We start from the raw sequence: 21,234 nt of genomic DNA on the forward strand, positions 1-21,234 counted from the left end.
GCGCATTAGGGTCAGGACCCATTGATCCTGCACCACTGGCGCCAAATCCACGAAATATCGGGGGTTTGGCGCGCGCCGGACATAGTGGCTCTATTTCCAAGCGTGCCAAGCCGCTGGGATGAGGTGGATTTGGCGTCCTGCGGATTTGACGGATTTGCCGCCTGACGTTCTTTCAATGCCTTGAAATAGACCCGCTATTCCTGCGGCATTGTACGTCGTCAGACAGCAAATCTGTTAAACCAGTGGTGCAGGATCAATGGGTCCTGACCCTAACCCCAGCCGGCAACCGGCGGCGCGTCGGCCAGCATCGGGCGGCGGGTTCGCAGCGCGCGGTGTGCCTCGTCCGTAAGGCCCAGCTTGAGCAGCAGGTTGGCCCAGGTCAGCTCCAGCAGGTCGCGCTGTGCCCGGCTGCCGCCCAGCCGCTCTGTCTGGGCCATCACCGGGGTCAGATCGGCCAGCGCCGCGCCCCAGTCCCCGCGCGCCATGGCGCCCCAGGCGCGCGCCACCGGACCCACCAGATCCCCGGCATAGCCGCGACCGGCTTCGGCCAGCACCGCCAGCCTGTCGCCCTGCCCGGCCATCGCATGCGACAGCGCCGCGTGAATATCGGCAAAGCTTTGGCCCGGTGTCGGGAAATATTGTGCGGCGTAATCGCTGAGCGCCGCCCAGCGCGCCGGATCCACCGCGATCCCGGCCAGTTCGGCGCGGTGATACATCGCCGCCGTGTCGGTGAGCACGTTGAGCGGCAGGCTGTGCCCGGCCCCCGGCACCGCGCCGCCGTCCAGCGCCCGCCACATGCCGGCCGCGTCCCCATCATGCAGCGCCCACAGCGCGGCGTGCCAGCTGAGATGCCCGTGCAGCAATCCGCGGCTGTCATAGCCTTGCATCCAGTCATCCAGAAAGGCCCGCCCGGTGTGGGTGCCGCCCGCCTCGTATTGCGCATGGGCCTTGAAATGCGCGCCGTTGGCATTTGCCGGGTTAAGCGCCAGCGCCCTGTCCATCAGCGTCAGCGCCGCGTCCGCCTGCCCGGTTTCGCACAGGGCAACCGAATGCATCGACATCATCCACCAGTCTTCGCCGTAATGCGGCAGCAGCGCGGTGGTATAGGCCAGCAGATCCGCCTCGCGCCCGATCTTGCCGGAAAAGCCGATCAGCCCGAACACGCTGGAGCAAAGCTGCGCGACCAGCGCGTCGCGCGGGAAATCCCGCACATGGGCAAGCACAAGGCGGCGCGTTTCGGCGGCGTTCCCCGCCAGAAGGGTGGCCATGGCCGCGATATGCTGTGCCTCGCGCCGGTCGTTGCTGCCGAGGCCGGTCGCCGTGGCAATCGCGGCCTGCGCACCGGGCATGTCACCACCCATCATCCGCGCCCGCGCCAGCGCGGCATGGCCCAGCGCAAAGCCGGGATCGGCCTGCACGCATTGCCCGAATGCCGCGACCGGCCCGAACTGTGCCGCAAGGAAAAGCTGTACGCCCCGGTCATAGGCATCGCGCGCCCGTGAGGATGTGGTGGTGATGTCGTTTGAGTAACCGTCCTGTAACGCCATCGGCTGCCCTCCTGTTTCCGGGATCAGCCTAGAGCAGAAAATTCACCCTGTCAGCGCGGCGTGCACCAGGGCTTTGAGCTGGGGCCGCGTGGGATAGGAACTGGAGGGGGACAGCTGGGTGAAGAACACCACCGACAGCGCCTCGGCCGGATCGATCCAGAAGAAGGTGGAGGCCATGCCGCCCCAGCTGAAATCGCCGATGCTGCCGGGACAGCGGGCGCGGCCCGGATCCAGCACCACGGCACCGCCCAGACCGAACCCCATGCCCTCCATCGGCTGTTCGGCAAAGCTTTCCGGCCCCATCGAGGCGATGTCGCCGGGCAGGTGATTGGCGGTCATGAACCGCACCGTGCGATCCGACAACAGCCGCGCATCGCCCAGCGCCCCGCCCCGGCGCAGCATCTCGGCAAAGCGCAGGTAGTCGTCGATCGTGCCCACCAGCCCGCCGCCGCCGGAATACAGGGACGCGTTCAGATAGGGCGCGCCCTGCGGCGCCTGGCTGAGGCGCAGCGTTTCACCGCCGCTGCGCGCCTCGTTCAACGCCATCGCGTCGCCTTCCAGCGGGGTATAAAGCGCGGCAAACCGGTCTTGTGTGCCTGGCATGACAGAAAACCCGGTTTCCGACATGCCCAGCGGATCCAGGATTTCGGCGCGGAAGAATTCGTCCAGCGGCCGGCCCGAGACCACCTCGATCACGCGGCCAAGGATGTCGATGCCAACCGAGTATTCCCAGCGCGTGCCGGGATGAAACCCAAGCGGCAGCGCGGCGGTGCGGCTGGCCATGTCGGCCAGAGTGCCCTGTGTGGGGCCAAAGATGATCTTTTCGGCGTCCATGGCGCGGGCCAGCACACCGGGATTGAACGGATAGCTCAGCCCGCTGGTATGGGTGGCCAGCTGGTGCAGCGTGGGCGTGGGGCAGGGTTCGGTCTGATCCAGCATCACGGCGCCGGGCACCAGCGCGTGACAGTCGGCAAAGGCGGGGATGAATTCCGAAACCGGCGCGTCCAGATGGAACAGGCCGCGTTCGGCCAGCATCATCAGGGCCACCGTGGTGACGGGTTTTGTCATCGAGTAAAGCCGCGCCACGGTATCGCGCGCGAACGGCAGACCGGCCTCGCGGTCGCGCAGACCGGTGGCGTGGTCGAACACGATATCGCCGCCCCGCGCGATCAGCAGCGAATTGCCGGCATATTTGCGATCGGCAACCAACCTGTCCATCCAGGCGCTTATCCACGCCAGCCGGCCGGGATCAAAGCCCCGCGCCTGTGCATCCGCCACGCCGATCATGATGCCCTCCCGGTCCTGTGACTTGTCCTTGCCCCCAGACTGCCCTTGGGAAACAAGGGCGGGCAAGGCGGTAAGAATACGTAGTTTCGCCATGTGCCGCGCGGGCGGGCAAATGTCACGGTCTTGTCGAGGTACAGGCGACGCCCCTTGGAACATGCAGCGGAATCGCCACATAGTTGGAAAGGCACAAGCGAGGGATCCCGGATGCGACTGATCGGAACGGCACTGACCATCTGTTTCTTCCTGACCGGCGTGGCGCGGGCCGAACCGCTCAAGCTGTATGTGTTCGGCAACAGCCTGATCCACCACCTGACCGACAGTGACGAAACCAGCGCGCCGCACTGGATTGCCTATCTGGCGCGCGCGGCGGGCGAAGAGTTTGCGCTGGACGGGCAATGGGGGTTCATGCGCGATTTCGCCGGTGCGGACCGGCCCTCGGCCAACTGGCGCTTTGGCGCGGTGAACCGGGGCTGGACGCGGCAGTATCGCAATTTCGGCGATGTCGGCTGGGACGCGGTGATGTTCAACCCGGCCAATTTCATTCAGTACCAGCCCGCCGACCGGCCCTATGACGGCAAGAATGACGACGGCAGTTCGCCCCTGTCGGCCACGCTGACGCTGATCGACCGGATGCAGCAGGAGGCCGCGCCAGAGCGGTTCATCCTGTACGAGGGCTGGGCCGACATGGCCGGGTATGCCCAGCCGTTTCCGCCCTCGGACCGCAAGTTGCGCGCCTATCTGCGCTACAATGCGGGCGCCTATCATGACTGGTATGTGGATTACCTGGGCAAGCTGCGCGCCGCGCGGCCAAAGCTGCGCATCGACATGATCCCGGTGGCCAGCGTGCTGAGCGAGTTGCTGGATGGCGGTGTTCTGGACGGGCTGGGCGCGCAGGACCTGTATTCCGACGACGCGCCGCATGGCACGGCGACGCTGTATTTCCTGGCCGGGGCAATCACCTATGCCGGGTTGTTTGACACGCCGCTTCCCGAAACGCTGGACCTGCCCGAGACCATCCATGCGGATGTGCGGCTGTATTGGGACGCGGTGCGCGACGAGATCATGCGGATCATGCAGTCCCGGGACAGCGCCGGCGCGCCGATGCCGGCCACCGTCACGACCGCCGGAACCGGTGGCGCGCAACCTTTCGCAACCCCGGCGCGCGACCCGGCGCAGCAGGGCGGCGGCGGGCTGGGGCTGGCCGATCCGGCGCTGGCGATGGGGCTGGCGGGGATCAACGACTGGACCACGCAGCACCCGTTCATCGACCGCATGAAAACCGCCCGCCGCTGGACCGGGCACCTGCCCGGCCAGTGGGGCGGGGTTGATCCCGACGAGATGGAAGCGCGCGGGCTGCTGGACGAAAACGGCTGGGTCTGGGGCATCCCCGGGGATATCGAGGCGGTCGAGGCGCTGTTGCTGACCGATCAGCCAGAGGCCGCCACCGGGCTGGCCGGGCGCTATCGCGTGACATGGGCCGGCGGCGGCACCCTGCGGGTGACGGGACGGGCGCGGGTGGTGCGGGACGATCCGGGCGAAATCTGGTTCGACTACACACCGGGCGACGGGCCGGTGGGGCTGCGCATCGAGGCCACCGACCCGGCGCGCACCGGCGATTATATCCGCGACATCGCGGTGGTCGCCCAGGATCAGATCCCGCTTTACGAGGCCGGCGCGGTGTTCAATCCCGACTGGATCGCGGTGGTCGACGATCTGCGCATGGTGCGGTTCATGAACTGGATGCAGACCAACGGGTCCACCATCCGCTCCTGGCAGGATCGCCCGCTGATCAGCGATTTTTCCTGGAGCTGGCGCGGCGTGCCGGTGGAAATCATGGTGCGGCTGGCCAACGAGATCGGCGCCGATCCGTGGTTCACCATGCCGCATCTGGCGGATGACGATTACATGCGCCGCTTTGCCACCTATGTGCGTGACACTCTGGACCCCGGCCTGATGGCCTATGTGGAATATTCCAACGAGCTGTGGAACTGGGGGTTTCAACAGGCGCAATGGGCGCTGGCCGAGGCGGAAAAACGCTGGGGCGCGGGCGCGGCGGATGACGCCTGGATGCAGTTCGCGGGCATGAAGGCCGCCGGGATGGGCCGTATCTGGGGCGACGTGTTCGGCGACGCCGCCCATCAGCGGCTGGTGCGCGTGGCGGCCACCCACACCGACTGGCCCGGCCTGGAAAAGGGGCTGCTGGAGGCGCCGCTCTGGCAGAAAGAGGGCAACCCGCCCCCCGTCGCACAGTTCGATGCCTATGCGGTTACCGGTTATTTCGGCGTGGAACTGGGCATGGACGACGGCGCGCCCGGCGTGCTGGAGCGGCTGAGACGGGCGGCGGACAAGGCGCGCGCGGAGGGCGCGGCGCAGGGGCTGCAACGCGCGGCGCTGGATGCCTATGTCGAGGCGCGCAAATATGACGGGATGCACGGCCCCACCGCCGAGGCGCTGCGCAGCGGCAGCCTGCGCCACATCCTGACCAAGGCCCTGCCCTATCAGGCAAAGGTGGCGCGCGCTTATGATCTGGCGCTGGTCATGTACGAAGGCGGCAGCCATGTGGCCGGGGTGGGCGAATGGACCAACGTGCCCGAACTGACGGACTATTTTTCGGCCTTCAGCACCAGCGACGAGCTGGGCGTGTTGTATGAAGAGCTTCTGAACGGATGGGCGGCGCTGGGCGGGCGCGGCTTCAACGCCTTTACCGATGTGGGCCAGCCGGGCAAATGGGGCAATTGGGGGCATCTGCGCCACCTGTGGGACAAGACCCCGCGCAACGACGCGCTGATCGCCTATAACCAACGCGGCGCGCATTGGGCCGAACCGCGCGCCGAGGGGGCATTTCTGCATGGTGGCATCTTTGCCGGAAGCGACGGCGGCGACCGGCTGACCGGCACCGCCAAACGCGACATCCTTCTGGGCGGCGCGGGCGATGACGTTCTGGTGGCGCGCGGACGCGGCGACCTGTTGCATGGCGGCCCCGGCACTGACCGGGCCGAACTGCCCGGCAACCGCGCCGATTACCGGTTTTCGCGCGACGGCGCGCGCGTGCGGGCTCAGGGCGCGCAGGGCGATTACCTGCTGACCGGCATCGAGGCCGTGTCCTTTGCCGACAACCCGGCGCTGATCCTGCCCATTGCCGGGCTTTTGTGACACAGGCCCGGCCTGCCCGGCAAAATCCCCCTGCCCGGCCCTGATCCCATCTGTTAGGCTCTGGCGCAAGACAAGCAGGGCGCAGCAGCAGTCGTGATCAGCATCATCATCCCGGCCAGTAACGAAGCCGCGCATATCGGCGCGTGCCTTGCGGCGTTGCTGAACTCGGACGGGCCTGAGGGCGCGCAGGTGGTGGTGGTGGCCAATGGCTGCACCGATGACACGGCGGACCGGGCGCGCGGCTTTGCCGGACAGGCGCGGGCGCGCGGCTGGCAGCTGCTGGTTCTGGAGTTGCCCGGGATCGGCAAGCCCGGCGCGCTGAACGCCGGTGACGGCGTTGCGCGCCACGACATGCGCGCCTATCTGGATGCCGATGTTGTGGTTGACGCGCCGCTGATGGCCGACATTGCCGGGGCGCTGTCCACCGATCAGCCGCGGTATGCCAGCGGCCGTATGCGGCTGGCCCGCGCGCAAAGCCGGGCCACGCGCGCCTATGCCCGCATCTATGCGCGTGTGCCCTTTGTCACCCAGGACGTGCCCGGCGCCGGACTATTTGCGGTAAATGGCGCGGGGCGGGCGCGGTGGGGCGATTTCCCCGACATCATATCTGACGACACCTTTGTGCGGCTCAGCTTTGCGCCGCGGGAACGGATCGGCGTGGCGTCGGGCTATGACTGGCCGCTGGTCGAAGGGTTCGGCGCGCTGGTGCGGGTGCGCCGCCGCCAGAATGCCGGGGTGGCCGAGATCGCCCGGCTTTACCCGGACCTGCCCGGCAACGACGACACGCCGGCGGTGTCGGTGTGGCAAAAGCTGGGGCTGGCGCTGTCGGATCCGCCTGGCTTTGCGGTTTATGGCGGCGTGGCGCTGATCGTGAAGCTGACGCCGCAACGGCACGCCGCATGGGAGCGGGGCCGGTGAGCCGCCTGCGGGGCCTGATGCGCGGCGACGGGCTGGGCGCGCGCGCCTTGCGTTCGTCGATGCTGACGGTGCTGGGCTATGGCGGGTCTCAGGCGTTGCGTCTGGCGTCGAACCTGATTCTGACGCGGCTGCTGTTTCCCGAGGCGTTTGGCGTGATGAGCCTGGTCTGGGTGTTCCTGCAAGGGCTGAGCAATTTTTCCGACATGGGCGTCGGCCAGTCGATCCTGCAATCCAAACGCGGCGAGGACCGGGATTTTCTGGATACCGCCTGGACGGTTCAGGTGTTGCGCGGGCTGATCCTTTGGATCGCGACATGGGTCATGGCCGCGCCGGTGGCCGATTTCTACAACGCGCCAGAGCTGCGCGAGTTGTTGCCGGTTGTGGGGCTGACGCTGTTCCTGATGGGGCTGCTGCCCACCAAGCGCGACCTGGCCAACCGCAAGCTGGTGCTGGGCCGGCTGACCGCGATCGATCTTGCAGCGCAAGCCCTTGGGCTGACTGTAGGGGTGCTGGTGGCCTGGATCACCGGCTCGGTCTGGGCGCTGGTGGCCAATGCGGTCGCGTCCAACCTGATCGCGCTGGTCCTGTACATGTTCCTGCTGCCCGGCGCGACCAACCGCCCGCGCTGGGAGCCACGGGCGGCGCATGAGCTGATCCATTTCGGCAAGTGGATCTTCCTGTCCACTGCCGCCGGTTTCCTGCTGAGCCAGGGTGACAAGATCGTGCTGGGCAAATACCTGAGCCTGGGCGCGCTGGGGGTGTATAATATCGGTTATTTCCTGGCGTCCTTTCCGCTTTTGCTGGGGGCGATGGTAGTGCGGCGGATCATGATCCCGGTCTACCGCGAAAGACCGCCCGCCGGGAACGCCGCAAATTTCGCCGCGTTGCACCGGATGCGGATGATGCTGTCGGCGGGGCTGTTTGCCATGCTCTTCGGCTTTGCCGTGCTGGGGGTGTGGCTGGTGCTGATCCTGTATGATCCGCGCTATGCGCTGGCCGGGGGCGTTGTGGTGTTGCTGGCGCTGATGCAGATCCCGCAGCTGATCGTGATCACCTATGACACGGCGGCGCTGGCGGCGGGGGATTCGCGCGGGTTCTTCGTGCTGGCCGCCACCCGCGCCGGGCTGATGATGGCCGGGCTGCTGATCGGCGCCAGCCGGATGGGGCTGATCGGCGCGCTGCTTGGACAGGGGGCGGCGATGGTGCTGGCCTACCCGGTGGTGGTGTGGCTGGCGCGGCGCCACGGGGCGTGGGACGCACGCCATGACGCGCTGTTCTGGGCCGTCGGATTGGGCATCGCGGCCCTTGCGCTTTGGCTCAACCAGGACGCGATCACCGGCCTGTCCGCCCTCAATTTGCCTTGATTCGACCTTTGTAACGGGCGGTTCCGGGCGTATCTTCGAAGACAAGAATACGTCCGGGCGCGAAAGTCCGGGCAAATTGTGGCGTCCATTTGGCAGCAGGTTGTGAGCGGTGAGTGACGAGGGTGACAACAGCATAAGCGAGACCGATATCGCGATTGTGGGCATGGCCGCCCACCTGCCCGGTGCGCCGGGGATCGATGCCTATTGGCAAAACCTGCGCGACGGCATCGAATCGATCACCCGGCTGAGCGCGGCCGAACTGGAGGCCAATGGCGAAAGCCCGGCCCGCATGAAACACCGCAATTACGTGCCCGCCGCCGCGATGCTGGACGGGTTTGCCGATTTCGACGCCGATTTCTTTGGCCTGTCGCCCAAGGAAGCCGCGATCATGGATCCGCAGCACCGCCAGTTTCTGGAGGTCAGCTGGGAGGCGCTGGAAAACGCCGGCCATATGCCCGAGAACTTTGACGGGCCCATCGGTGTGTTCGCGGGCTGCGGCATGGGCAGCTATTTCTATTTCAACATCTGTTCGAACCGCGATCTGGTGGATTCGACCGGCATGTTCCTGTTGCGCCATACCGGCAACGACAAGGATTTCCTGTCCACCCGGCTCAGCCATTTTCTGAACCTCAAGGGCCCCTCGCTGGGCCTGCAAACCGCCTGTTCCACCTCGCTGGTGGCGGTGCATTACGCGGCGCAGTCGATCCTGAACGGCGAATGCGACATGGCGCTGGCCGGCGGTGTGACGATCGAGCTGCCGCAGGGGCGCGGATATGTGTTCGAAGAGGGCGAGATCCTGTCGCCCGACGGGCATTGCCACGCGTTTGACCACCGCGCCCAGGGCACGGTATTCGGCTCGGGTGCCGGGGTGGTCGTGTTGCGCCGCCTCGCGGATGCGGTGGCCGATGGCGATCACATCTGGGCGGTGATCAAGGGCTCGGCGGTCAACAATGACGGCTCGGCCAAGGCCGGATATCTGGCGCCCTCGGTCGACGGACAGGCGGCGGCGGTGGCCGATGCGCTGGCAATCGCCGATGTGCCCGCCGATACGGTGGATTACGTGGAATGCCACGGCACCGGCACCTATCTGGGCGACCCGATCGAAGTGGCGGCGCTGACCGAGGCGTTCCGCGAAACCACGGAAGATACCGGGTTCTGCCGGATCGGATCGGTGAAAACCAATATCGGGCATCTTGACACGGCGGCGGGCGCGGCGAGCCTGATCAAGACCGCGCTCAGCCTGCATCACCGGCAAATGGCGCCATCGCTGGGCTATGAGGCGCCCAACCCCGCGATAGATTTCGACACCAGCCCGTTCCGGGTGAACGACAGGCTGACGGAATGGACAGCCCGAAACGGACCGCGCCGCGCCGGGGTGAACTCGCTTGGCGTGGGCGGTACCAATGCGCATGTGGTGGTTGAAGAGGCCCCCGCCCGCCCGCAATCGGAACCTTCGGACTGGCCGTTCCAACTGTTCGTGGTGTCGGGCCGGTCCACCAGGGCGCTGGACGCGAACGCGGCCCGCCTTGCGCACCACCTGCGCGCCCATCCCGAACAGCCGCTGGAAGATGTCGCCCATACGCTGCTGAATGGGCGCCGCGCATTCGAGAAACGCCGCGTGGTGGTGGCCGAAACCCACCAACAGGCCGCCGACCTGTTGGAAAGCGGCGATCCGCGCCGGGTGTTCACCCACGCCGCCGATACCGATACGCCCGAAATGGTGTTCATGTTCCCCGGTGGCGGGGCGCAATATGTCGGTATGGGACGGGATCTGTATGAAACCGAACCGGTGTTTCAGGACTGGATGGACCGTGGCTTTGACGTGCTGGCGGGCAAGGGCGGCGAAGAGCTGCGCGCGCTGTGGCTTGCGCAGGGCGAAGAGGCCGCGCAAGCGGCCGAAGAGCGGCTGAAACGCCCGTCATTGCAATTGCCGCTGATCATGATGGTGGAATATGCGCTGGCGCAGCTGTGGATCAGCTGGGGCGTGAAACCCGGCGCGCTTGTCGGGCATTCCATGGGCGAAAACACTGCCGCCTGCGTCGCGGGTGTGATGTCCTTCGAAGATTGCCTTGGCCTTGTGCAACTGCGCGGTCAGTTGTTTGACACCGTACCGCCGGGCGGGATGCTGTCGGTGCCGCTGCCATTGGCAGAGCTGCGGCCCTACCTGACAGACGATTGCGATATCGCCTCGGTGAACGCGCCCGCGCTGACGGTGATTTCCGGCCCCGATGCCGCGCTTGAAACGCTGGCCGGAACACTGGCGGCGGATGACATCGACACACAGCGCATTGCCATCGACATTGCCGCCCATTCGCGGATGCTGGAGCCGATCCTGAGCCGGTTCGGTGACTACCTGCGCGCCATCCCGCTGCACGCGCCGCGCCTGCCGATCATCTCGAACCGTACCGGCGCGGCCCTGCTGGACAGCGAAGCCACCGACCCCGATTACTGGGTGCAACACCTGCGCAATACGGTGCTGTTTGCCGATGGCATCACCACGCTGTCACAAGAGAGCGCGCGGGTCTATCTGGAGGTTGGTCCCGGCAAGGCGCTGTCTTCGCTGGTGAAAATGCACGGGCAGGTCAGGCCCGACAAGGTGCTGTCCTCGCTGCGTCACCCCGAGGATGACATTGCCGACGATGCCTGGTTCCTTACGGTTCTGGGCCAGCTGTGGGCCTGTGGCGTCGATGTCGATTTCGAACAATACCGGGGCGGCATTCCCCGGCAAAAGGTGGTGCTGCCGTCATATGCCTTTCAGCGGTCGCGCTATTTCATCGAGCCGGGGCAGGCCCGGATCGAGGCGCCCGACGATCCGCTGATGCGGCTGGAGGACAGCGCCGACTGGACCTGGGCGCCCGCGTGGCGGCCCGCACTTGCCGAGTGCGAGATTGACGTGGAAACCGAACTGGCAACCGCCCCGAAACACTCGTGGCTGATCTTTGCCGACGAGGGCGGCACGGGTGTCGCGCTGGCCGCGCGGTTGCGTGCGGCGGGCCATGATGTCGTGACCGTGGCGACGGGCGATGCCTTTGCCCAGACCGGGCCCGACGCCTATGCGCTGGCCCCCGAACGCGGGCGCGACGGCTATGACGCGCTGATACAGGACCTGATGGGCCGGGGCCGGGTGCCGGACCGCATCGTGCATATGTGGCTGCTGACCGAAGCGGAAACCCACCGTCCCGGATCCAGCTTTTTCCACCGCAACCAGGAACAGGGGCTGATGAGCCTGTTCTTCCTGGCGCAGGCGATATCGGATGAAAACCTGCCCCGCCCGCTGCATGTCACCGCCGTGAGTTCGGGCGCCATGCAGGTGCGGGGCGAGCCGCTGCTCTATCCCGAGAAATCCACCCTGCTGGGCGCGGTCCAGGTGATTCCGCGCGAACTGCCGGGCGTGACCTGCACGCTGCTGGATGTCGAACCGCCCGCGCGCAAGGGGCGGGACGCGCTTTCCCTGCGCCTGCTGGACGATCTGATGGCAAGCCCGCGCAACCTGATCGGTGCGCTGCGCGGCGAAAAGCGGTTTGAACGGCGCTATCGCAAGGTGGCTCTGGATGCGCCAGACGCACCCGTATGGAGGCCGGGTGGCACCTACCTGATCACCGGCGGCTTTGGCGGCATTGGCCTGACTCTGGCCGAGCGCGCCATTCGCACCGCCGGGGCCAATGTGGTGCTGGTCTCGCGTGACGGGCTGCCGGCGCGCGACACATGGGACAGCTATCTGCGTGGCCACGGCCCGATGGATCGCACCGCGCGCCGCATCCGGGCGGTAGAGCGGCTGGAATCGCTGGGGGGCACCGTGCTGTGCCTTGCGGCGGATGTGTGCAACCTGGACGAGATGCAAAAGGCCGTTGCGGCGGCGCGCGGCGCCTTTGGCGCGATCAACGGGGTGATCCATGCCGCCGGGGTAATTGATGACGGGCCGCTTCTGGCCAAGACATCCGCCGGGATCGACGATGTGCTGGCGCCCAAGCTGCATGGGGTGCAGGTGCTGGAAACACTGTTCCCGGATGGCGCGCTGGACTGGCTGGCGCTGTTCGCCTCTTCCTCGACCGCGACCGCCCCCGCCGGGCAGATCGATTATGTCGCCGCCAACGCCTATCTGAACGGCTATGCACAGGCCCGCGCCGGTGGCAAAACCCGTGTGCGGGCGATCAACTGGGGGCTTTGGGCCGAGGTCGGCATGGCCGCCGAGGCCGTCGCGGCACGCAGCGGCACCGCGCCGGAGATGCCATTGCAGCCGATCGACGCGCCGATGCTGGACACTGCCGGGTTCGATGCCACGGGCGCGCGGATCTTTCTGGCAAGCTATGACACAACCCGCTGGGTTCTGGATGAGCATCGCACCATTGACGGGCAGGCGGTGCTGCCGGGGACGGGCTATATCGAACTGGCGTTCGAGGCGCTGGCCGCGCATGGCGAAAATGATCCGTTTGAAATCCGCGACCTGCTGTTCCTGCGCCCGTTGATGGCGGCTGACGGCGATCGGGCCGATCTGCGCGTGCGCCTGATCCGCAGCGACGAAGGCTACCGGTTCGAGCTGCAAAGCGCCTGCCTTTTGGAGGGGCGAAAGGGCTGGCAGACCCATGCCGAAGCGCGGCTGCTCCCCGTGCGGGACGCCGCCGCGCCGCGGCTGGACAGCGCCGCCATCCGTGCGCGTTGTCCAAGGGTGGATGCCGGCAAGGGTGCCGCGCTGACCACCCCGCAAGAGGCGCATCTGCAATTCGGCCCGCGCTGGAAAGTGCTGCGCGACACCGCGCTGGGGCAGGGTGAGGGGATTGCCACGCTGTCGCTGGACCCCGGATATTCCGATGATGGCTGCCTTGCGCATCCCGGCCTTCTGGACATTGCCACCGGCTGGGCGATGGACCTGATCCCCGGTTACGGGCGCGGCCATTTGTGGGTGCCGGTCAGCTATGGCGCCCTGCGCCTGCTGTCGCCCCTGCCGCCCGGGATCGTCAGCCATGTGCGCCTGTCCTCTGGCAGCGGCGCCGAGGGCATGGCCAGCTTTGACGTGACCCTGGCCGCGCCGGACGGAACCGTATGTTGCGAGATTTCGGGCCTGTCGATCCGCCGTGTGGACACCGCCGCCGGCTTTGCCCGCGCCCAACCGCTGCGCAATGGCGAGGTGACATTCGACGACTCCGCCGACGCGCAGGCGCCGCTTTCGGCGGCCGAGGAACGACTGGCCCATAACCTGACACAGGGCATCCCGCCGCAACAGGGTGCGGACATGTTCGAGGCCGCCATGGGCGGGCCCTTGCAACAGGTGGTGATCTCCTCTCTCGACCTGCCCGCGCTGATCGCGCAGGCCGGGGCGGCAATGTCGCGCGACACGGGCGACGGGCAGGCATTCGAGCGGCCCGAGCTGGACACGGATTATGTAGAGCCTGCCAACGATATCGAACGCACGCTGGCCGGATTCTGGCAGGATCTGCTGGGCGTTGACAAAGTGGGCATCCGCGACAGCTTCTTTGATCTGGGCGGGCATTCGCTGATCGCGGTACGCCTGTTCGCCATGGTCAAAAAGGCCTATCGGATCGATTTCCCGATCTCGATCCTGTTCGAGGCCCCCACCATCGAGAAATGTGCGGCGATGATCGCCGAACGGCTGGGGCCGGACGCCCAAGGCGCCGCCGACGGCGCGCCCGCGCCCGAGGCGGCGCCTGCCCGCCGCTTTACCCATCTCGTGCCGATGCACCAGGGGGAGGGCGGCTCCAAAACGCCCTTCTTCCTGGTTGCGGGCATGTTCGGCAACGTGTTGAACCTGCGCCACCTGGCACATCTGATCGGCACGGACCGCCCCTTTTACGGCCTTCAGGCGCGCGGGCTGTTCGGCGACGCGGCCCCGCATGACGATCTGGTCCGTGCCGCGGCGGATTATATCGGCGAAATGCGCCAGGTGCAGCCGCACGGGCCGTACCTGTTGGGGGGCTTTTCGGGTGGCGGCATCACCGCCTATGAAATGGCCCGCCAGCTTGAGGCCGCCGGCGAAACCGTTTCGCTGGTTGCCATGCTGGATACGCCCCTGCCCGTGCGCCGCCCGCTGTCTCGTGCGGACCGCATGAAAATCCAGATACAGGAGTTCCGGGCCAGGGGCATCGCCTATCCGCTGGTCTGGGCCAGGAACCGGATCGCGTGGGAGATCGAAAAACGTCGCGCGCCCAAGGAGACCGGACAAGAGGCACACGGCCAGCAATTCCACGACGCCGAGATCGAGAGCGCCTTCCTGCAAGCGGTGGCGCGCTATCCGATACAGGGTTGGGGCGGCAACCTGGTCCTGTTCCGCCCGCCGCTGGCCGGCACGTGGGACATGGGTGGCGGACGGCTTGTGGATCGTGATCGCGCCTATGTGTTCCACGACAATGACTGGGGCCGGTTCGTGCCCGGCCTGCGCGTATTCGAAGTGCCGGGCGACCATGACAGCATGGTGCTGGAACCTAATGTGCGGGTGCTGGCGGCGCGCATGAAACAGGTGATTGCCGAGGCCGAAAAGGCCAGCCCCGCACCCCAAAGACGGGAGGCCGCCGAATGACCGCCCCGTCGCTGCTGACCGTGATCGTGAACTACAAGACACCCGACATGACGCTGCAATCGGCCGAGGCCGCGTTGCGCGAGATGCAGGGTATCGCCGGGCAGATCGTGATCGTCGACAATGACAGCGGCGATGGGTCGTTCGAGACAATCCGGGCGGAAATCATCCGGCGCGGCTGGCCCGAGGATCGGATCGAGGTGATCCAGTCCGGCCATAATGGTGGCTTTGGCGCCGGCAATAACGCGGGTATCCGCCATGGCTTTGCCCGGCGCGCGTATGACTATGTCTATATCCTGAATTCCGATGCCTTCCCCGATCCGGGCAGCATCCGGATCCTGCTGGATCATTTGCAGGCATCGCCGCAAACCGGGCTGGCCGGGAGCTATATCCACGGGCCGGACGGAGACCCGCACCTGACCGCGTTCCGCTTCCCCTCGATCTGGGGCGAACTGGAGGGCGCGGCGCGGGTTGGCGCGGTCAGCAGGATGCTGGAAAAACACATCGTCCCGCTGCCCATCCCCGCCGTGACCACGCGGGTGGACTGGCTGGCGGGCGCGTCAATGATGATCCGGCGCGAGGTGCTGGAGGCGATTGGCCTGTTTGACGAGGCTTTCTTTCTTTACTTTGAGGAAACCGATCTTTGCCTGCGCGCCGCGCGGGCCGGATGGGCCACCGATTATGTGCGCGCCAGCGAGGTGACGCATATCGGATCGGTCTCTACCGGCATGAAGATCTGGACCCGAATGCCCCGCTACTGGTTTGACAGCCGCCTTTATTATTTCCGGCGCAACCATGGTGGGCTGTATGCCGGGGCCGCGACGCTGGCGCATGTTGCCGGCGCGCTCATCTGGCGGCTGCGTCGCCTGATCGGCGGGAAATCCCGCCGCGATCCGGACTGGTTCCTTTGGGATCTGGTCTCACATAGCTGCAAGACCTCTCTCAAGACCAATGCGCGCGAACGTAGCCGAATACCCAAGTTTCCGTTGTCACCTGAACCCGCAAGCGGGGGAGAATTGCCATGAGCCTTGATACGATTTCCGCCAACAGCCCGATGTCCGCCGTTTTCATCGGCAACGAGAGCCTTTTGATCCAGTGCGCGACCCTGTGGCGCGACACCGGCGGCGGGATTGCCGCGATTGTCACCCGGTCGCCCGAGATCGCGCGCTGGGCAACCGAGGCGGGGCATTCGGTGATCGCGTCGGATGGCGACCTGGCAACGGAACTGAGCGCGCTGGAATTTGACTGGCTGCTCTCTGTGGCCAATCTTGACATGCTTGGCGACGCGGTGCTGCGCCTGCCCGCGCGGGGCGCCGTGAATTTTCACGATGGACCGCTGCCGCGCTATGCGGGGCTGAACGCGCCGGTCTGGGCGCGCATCGCGCAGGAACCGCGCCATGGCATCACCTGGCACATGATCGAAACCGGGGCCGATACCGGCGACATCCTTGTGCAACGCATGTTCGATATTTCCCGGACGGATACCGCGCTGACGCTGAACACCAAATGTTACGCCGCCGCGATCGACAGCTTCCCGGAAGTGGTGCAGGCGCTGGCCGACGGGCTGCCCGCCCGGCGCGCGCAGGACATGACCCTGCGCAGCTATTTCGGGCGCGCCCACATGCCCGCTGGCGCCGGACGGCTGGATTTCCGCCGGGACGCGCAAGAGGTGGTGGCGCTGGTGCGCGCGCTGGATCACGGCGACTATTTCAACCCGATCACCGCGCCCAAGATCGTGGCCGGGGGACGGGTGCTTGTGGTGGGCGGCGCGGAACTGGCCGAAAGCGCCGGGCACGGCGAACCGGGCGCCGTGCTGGCGGTGTCGGATGACAGCGTGACCGTCGCCTGTGGCCGTGGGGCGGTGATCCTGTCGCGGCTAAGCGATACGGACGGGACTGGCGAAATCCTCAGCCACATCCTGCGCACCGGAGAGCGCCTGCCGATGGCGGATCGCGCCGCGGCCGGGGCGCTGGCCACAACCATGCGCGCGGCGGCGAAATCCGAACCGTTCTGGCGCAAGCGGCTGGCCGGGTTTCTGCCCGCGACCCTGCCGCTGACCGGCGCGCCCGGCGACCTGCCCGACATGCGCCGCATGGCGGTGGATCTGGGCGGCGCGGATGCGCTGACGGCGCTGGCGCTTTGGGCGCTGCGCTCGGGCGCGCCCGAGGCGTGCGACATCGCCTATCGCGGGGCCGAAGCGCCCCATGCCGCCGGCTATCTGAACGACTGGGTGCCGCTGCGGCTGGACGCCGGACTGCTGAAGGGCACGGTGGGCGCGGCGCGCGGCGCAATAGGGGCTGAGGCCGCGCTGTGCGACGGAAACGGCAGCTTTGCCCGCGACCTGATCGCGCGCGACCCCAAACTCGCCCCGCCCGCCATGCCCGATCTGGCCCTGTGCCTTGATCCCGGCCATGGCCCGCTGGAAGGCGCGGCGTTGTCGTTTGTGCTGACGGAGGGCACCGCGACCCTGCATTACGATGCGGCCCGCGTGCCCGCCGACCATGCCGCGCGGCTGGTGGCCCGGCTGGAATTGCTGGCCGGTGCGATGACGGATGACAGCGCGGTCAGCGCCCTGCCGATCCTGCCCGATGCCGAACGCGCCGAGCTGCTGGAACGCTGGAATGCCACGGATACCGAATTCGACGCGGATTTCACCCTGCCCGCCCAGTTCGAGGCACAGGTGGCCAGGACTCCAGACGCCCCGGCGCTGGTGTTCGGCCACGAAATCCTCAGCTACGCCGAGGTGGACGCGCGCGCCAACCGCGCCGCGCATGTGCTGCGCGACATGGGTGTGACGCGCGGATCGCTGGTGGGGCTGTATACGCGGCGCACACCCGATCTGGTGGTCGGCGCACTGGCGATCCTCAAGGCCGGGGGCGCCTATGTACCGCTTGATCCCGCCTATCCGCGGGACCGGCTGGCGCATTACATCGCGGATTCGGGCTGTGGCGTGATCGTCACGCAGGCCGCGCTTGCCGCCGATTTGCCACCGCATCAGGCGCAGCTGCTGGAGATGGATACCGATGCGCGGCTGAACAGCGCGGCTGACAGCACCCCCGGCGCGATCACGGCGGGCGGCGATCTGGCCTATCTGATCTATACGTCCGGCTCTACCGGCACCCCAAAGGGCGTGATGGTGGAACACGGCAACGTCGCCAATTTCTTTGCCGGGATGGATGCGCGCATTCCCCATGCGCCGGGCGACACATGGCTGGCCGTAACCTCGCTCAGCTTCGACATTTCCGTGCTGGAACTGTTCTGGACGCTGGCGCGGGGCTTCAGGCTGGTGCTGTCGGGCGACGAGACCACCACCCAGATTTCCAACGGCCGCCTGCCCGCCGCCGCCGGGGGGATGGAATTCTCGATCTATTACTGGGGCAATGACGATGGCGTCGGATCGAAGAAATATGAAACCCTGCTGGAAGGCGCGAAATTTGCCGACGAGCACGGGTTCTGCGCGGTCTGGACGCCGGAACGGCATTTCCACGCCTTTGGCGGCCCCTATCCCAACCCCGCCGTGACCGGCGCCGCCGTGGCCGCCGTGACCAAACAGATCGGCGTGCGTGCCGGATCTTGTGTCACCCCGCTGCACCACACCGCCCGTGTGGCCGAAGACTGGGCCGTGATCGACAATCTGACCAACGGGCGCGCCGGGCTGGCGATTGCCGCCGGCTGGCAGCCGGACGATTTTGTGCTGCGCCCGGAAAACACGCCGCCGCGCAACCGCGACGTGATGTTCGAACAGCTTGAAGACCTGCGCAAACTGTGGCGCGGTGAAGCTGTGGAATTCCCGCGCAAGGACGGCAGCCTGCATGCCGTCGTCACCCAGCCGCGCCCCGTCTCCGGCGAATTGCCCGTCTGGGTCACAACCGCGGGCAACCCGGAAACGTGGAAGGATGCCGGACGGCGCGGGTGCAACGTGCTGACTCATCTGTTGGGCCAAAGCATTGACGAGGTGGGCGCGAAGATCGCGCTTTATCACGATGCGCTGCGCGAGGCGGGACACAACCCGGATGATTTCACCGTCACGCTGATGCTGCACAGCTTTTTGGCCGGGGATCGCGACACCGCGCGCGAGATCGCGCGCGAGCCGATGAAGGATTATCTGCGCAGCGCCGCCGGGCTGATCAAATCCTATGCCTGGGCCTTTCCGGCCTTCAAGCGGCCCGAGGGTGTGGACAATGCGTTTCAGCTGGACCTTGGCATCCTGTCGCCCGAGGAGCTGGAAGAAATCCTCGATTTCGCCTTTCTGCGCTATTTCGAGGACAGCGGGCTGTTTGGCACCGTTGAGGACGCGCTGGACCGGGTGGAGCAGGTCAAACGTATCGGCGTGACGGAAATCGCCTGTCTGATCGATTACGGTATCGCCCCGGCGACCGTGTTGCAGGGTCTGCGCCCGCTGGCCGAGGTGCTGCGCCGCGCCAATGAGGGTGGCGAACTGGACCCGTCCGATACGTCGATCGCGGCCCAGATGCTGCGCCACGAGGTCAGCCATATGCAATGCACCCCGTCCATGGCACGCATGATCGCGATGAATGACGAGGCGCGCTTTGCGCTTGGCGGCGTGAAGCACCTGATGATCGGGGGCGAGACGCTTTCGGGCGCGCTGGTCGCTGATCTGAACGCGGCAACCCGGGCCGACGTGCTGAACATGTACGGCCCCACCGAAACGACAATCTGGTCGTCGACCGGCCCGGCGGACCCGTCCGAAGGGGTGGCCAATATCGGCACGCCCATCGCCAATACCCGGCTTTATGTGCTTGACGAAGACGGCGCGCCCGCCCCGGTTGGCGTGCCGGGCGAGCTGTATATCGGCGGCGCGGGTGTGACGCGCGGCTATTGGCAGCGCGCGGCGCTGACGGCAGAGCGGTTTGTCGCCAACCCGTTTGGCAAAGGCCGCTTGTATCGCACCGGCGATCTTGTGCGCTGGCGCCAGGATGGCAGGCTGGATTTCCTGGGGCGCGCCGACCATCAGGTGAAACTGCGCGGCTATCGCATCGAACTGGGTGAGGTCGAAACCCGGCTGGAGGAGATCGCCGGGATCGACCAGGCCGTGGTGATCGCGCGCGAGGACAGCCCCGGCGACGTGCGGCTGGTGGCCTATCTGCGCGGGGCGTCCGTGCCCGCAGATGCCGAGATTCGCACCGCCCTGCGCGCCACGTTGCCAGATTTCATGCGCCCGCAGCACTATGTCACGCTGGCCGGGTTCCCGCTGACCCCGAACAAGAAGGTCGACCGCAAGGCGCTGCCCGCGCCCGAGGCGACACGCAAACTTTCAGCGACCGCGCCCGAGGCAGCGCCGGTCAGGGTGCTGGCCGGCGCGGACAACGCGCTGAGCCAGGTTGTCGCCGATGTCTGGGCCGAGGTTTTGGGCGTGAGCGGGATCTCTGCCACCGACAATTTCTTTGACCTTGGCGGGCATTCCCTTCTGGCGGTGCAGGCTCATCGCGAGATCAAGGCCCGCTGCGGCGCGGCGCAGTTGTCGATCACCGACATCTTCCGCTTTCCGGTGCTGAACGCGCTGGTCGGGCGGCTGGAAGAGCTGACCGGCGGCGCCAGGCCCGCCGACAGCCCCGCCGCGGCACCGGCCGAAGAGGTGGCCAGCCGGGCCGATGCCCGCGCCGAGGCGATCTCCAAGCGCCGTGCCATGCGTGCCCGCCGCCGCACAGGTGCCCAATGAGCGCCGCGCCCGATCATCTGAGCGCGCTGGCCGCGCGCGCCCGCGCCTGGGCCCCGGACGGGGTGGCCCTGGCCCTGGCCGACATTCGCCAGCCCGCGCCACCCGTCTGGCCCGAAGAGGCCCCCGCCATTGCCCGCGCCATTCCGGCACGGCGGCGCGAATTTGCCGCCGGGCGCCATGCCGCGCGCCAGGCCATGGCCGCTTTGGGCGCCCCGGTGCGCCCGCTGCCGGGCGGGCAGAACCGCGCGCCGCGCTGGCCTGCCGGGCTGACCGGCGCGATCAGCCACGATGCCACCTGCGCGATTGCCCTTGTGGCGCGCACGACCCGGTATCGCGGGCTTGGCGTGGATGTCGAACCCGACGCGCCGCTGCCCGAAGACCTGGTGCCGGAAATCTGCCTGCCAGAGGAGCGGGCATGGCTGGCGGATATGCCGGCGATGCAGCGCCACGCGCTGGCGCGCCGGATATTCTGTGCCAAGGAAGCGGTCTACAAGGCCCAGTTCGCGCTGACCGGCCTTTTGTTCGGGTTTGATGCGGTGCATGTCGCCCTGACCCCGGCCAGCGACGATTTTGCCGCCACGTTCCGCCGCACCATCGGCCCGATCCGGGCGGGCAGCACCCTGACGGGCCATGTCGGCCCGGTGGGCGGGCATGTTCTGGCCATGGTCGCGCTGGGCGCTCAGGGCGGATCCCGAAATGCCGATTTCCCCGTTTCGGCCATTGGATGACCACATTCCCGCGCCAGATTAGGGTAAA

Annotated in this window: 9 protein-coding genes; 7 read left to right on the plus strand and 2 right to left on the minus strand. The window is 67.1% G+C overall.

Features of this window, described 5'->3' with window-relative positions:
• Positions 1-269: 269 nt before the first annotated feature.
• Positions 270-1,547, minus strand: coding sequence for a tetratricopeptide repeat protein (locus tag I3253_RS10515; protein WP_197917626.1), 1,278 nt, complete (start codon positions 1,545-1,547; stop codon positions 270-272).
• Between the two features lie 42 nt (positions 1,548-1,589).
• Entirely contained in the window at positions 1,590-2,834 is a 1,245-nt protein-coding gene (locus I3253_RS10520; RefSeq protein WP_408647806.1) for a serine hydrolase domain-containing protein, read from the minus strand.
• A gap of 204 nt (positions 2,835-3,038) precedes the next feature.
• Between I3253_RS10520 and I3253_RS10525 the strand changes: the two genes are divergently transcribed.
• From I3253_RS10525 to I3253_RS10555, 7 genes are all read left to right on the plus strand, one after another.
• Entirely contained in the window at positions 3,039-5,987 is a 2,949-nt protein-coding gene (locus I3253_RS10525; protein WP_197917627.1) for a calcium-binding protein, read from the plus strand.
• 93 nt (positions 5,988-6,080) lie between these two features.
• Complete coding sequence (locus tag I3253_RS10530) at positions 6,081-6,905, plus strand: glycosyltransferase (RefSeq protein WP_197917628.1); 825 nt, start codon at positions 6,081-6,083, stop codon at positions 6,903-6,905.
• Entirely contained in the window at positions 6,902-8,269 is a 1,368-nt protein-coding gene (locus I3253_RS10535) for an oligosaccharide flippase family protein (RefSeq protein WP_332255678.1), read from the plus strand. Before I3253_RS10530 ends, I3253_RS10535 begins: the two co-directional genes overlap by 4 nt.
• Before the next feature lie 109 nt (positions 8,270-8,378).
• Positions 8,379-14,801, plus strand: coding sequence for a type I polyketide synthase (locus tag I3253_RS10540; RefSeq protein ID WP_332262130.1), 6,423 nt, complete (start codon positions 8,379-8,381; stop codon positions 14,799-14,801).
• On the plus strand, positions 14,798-15,823 hold the full coding sequence (locus I3253_RS10545) for a glycosyltransferase family 2 protein (RefSeq protein ID WP_197917629.1): 1,026 nt from the start codon (positions 14,798-14,800) through the stop codon (positions 15,821-15,823). The genes I3253_RS10540 and I3253_RS10545 overlap by 4 nt, the downstream gene beginning before the upstream one ends.
• Positions 15,820-20,478 (plus strand): MupA/Atu3671 family FMN-dependent luciferase-like monooxygenase, encoded by a 4,659-nt coding sequence (locus I3253_RS10550; RefSeq protein WP_232236971.1) that lies wholly within the window; start codon positions 15,820-15,822, stop codon positions 20,476-20,478. Before I3253_RS10545 ends, I3253_RS10550 begins: the two co-directional genes overlap by 4 nt.
• Positions 20,475-21,206, plus strand: coding sequence for a 4'-phosphopantetheinyl transferase family protein (locus I3253_RS10555; protein WP_197917630.1), 732 nt, complete (start codon positions 20,475-20,477; stop codon positions 21,204-21,206). Before I3253_RS10550 ends, I3253_RS10555 begins: the two co-directional genes overlap by 4 nt.
• The last annotated feature ends 28 nt before the right edge of the window (positions 21,207-21,234 follow it).

This window comes from Thiosulfatihalobacter marinus (assembly GCF_016019955.1).
GTDB lineage: Bacteria > Pseudomonadota > Alphaproteobacteria > Rhodobacterales > Rhodobacteraceae > Shimia > Shimia marinus_A.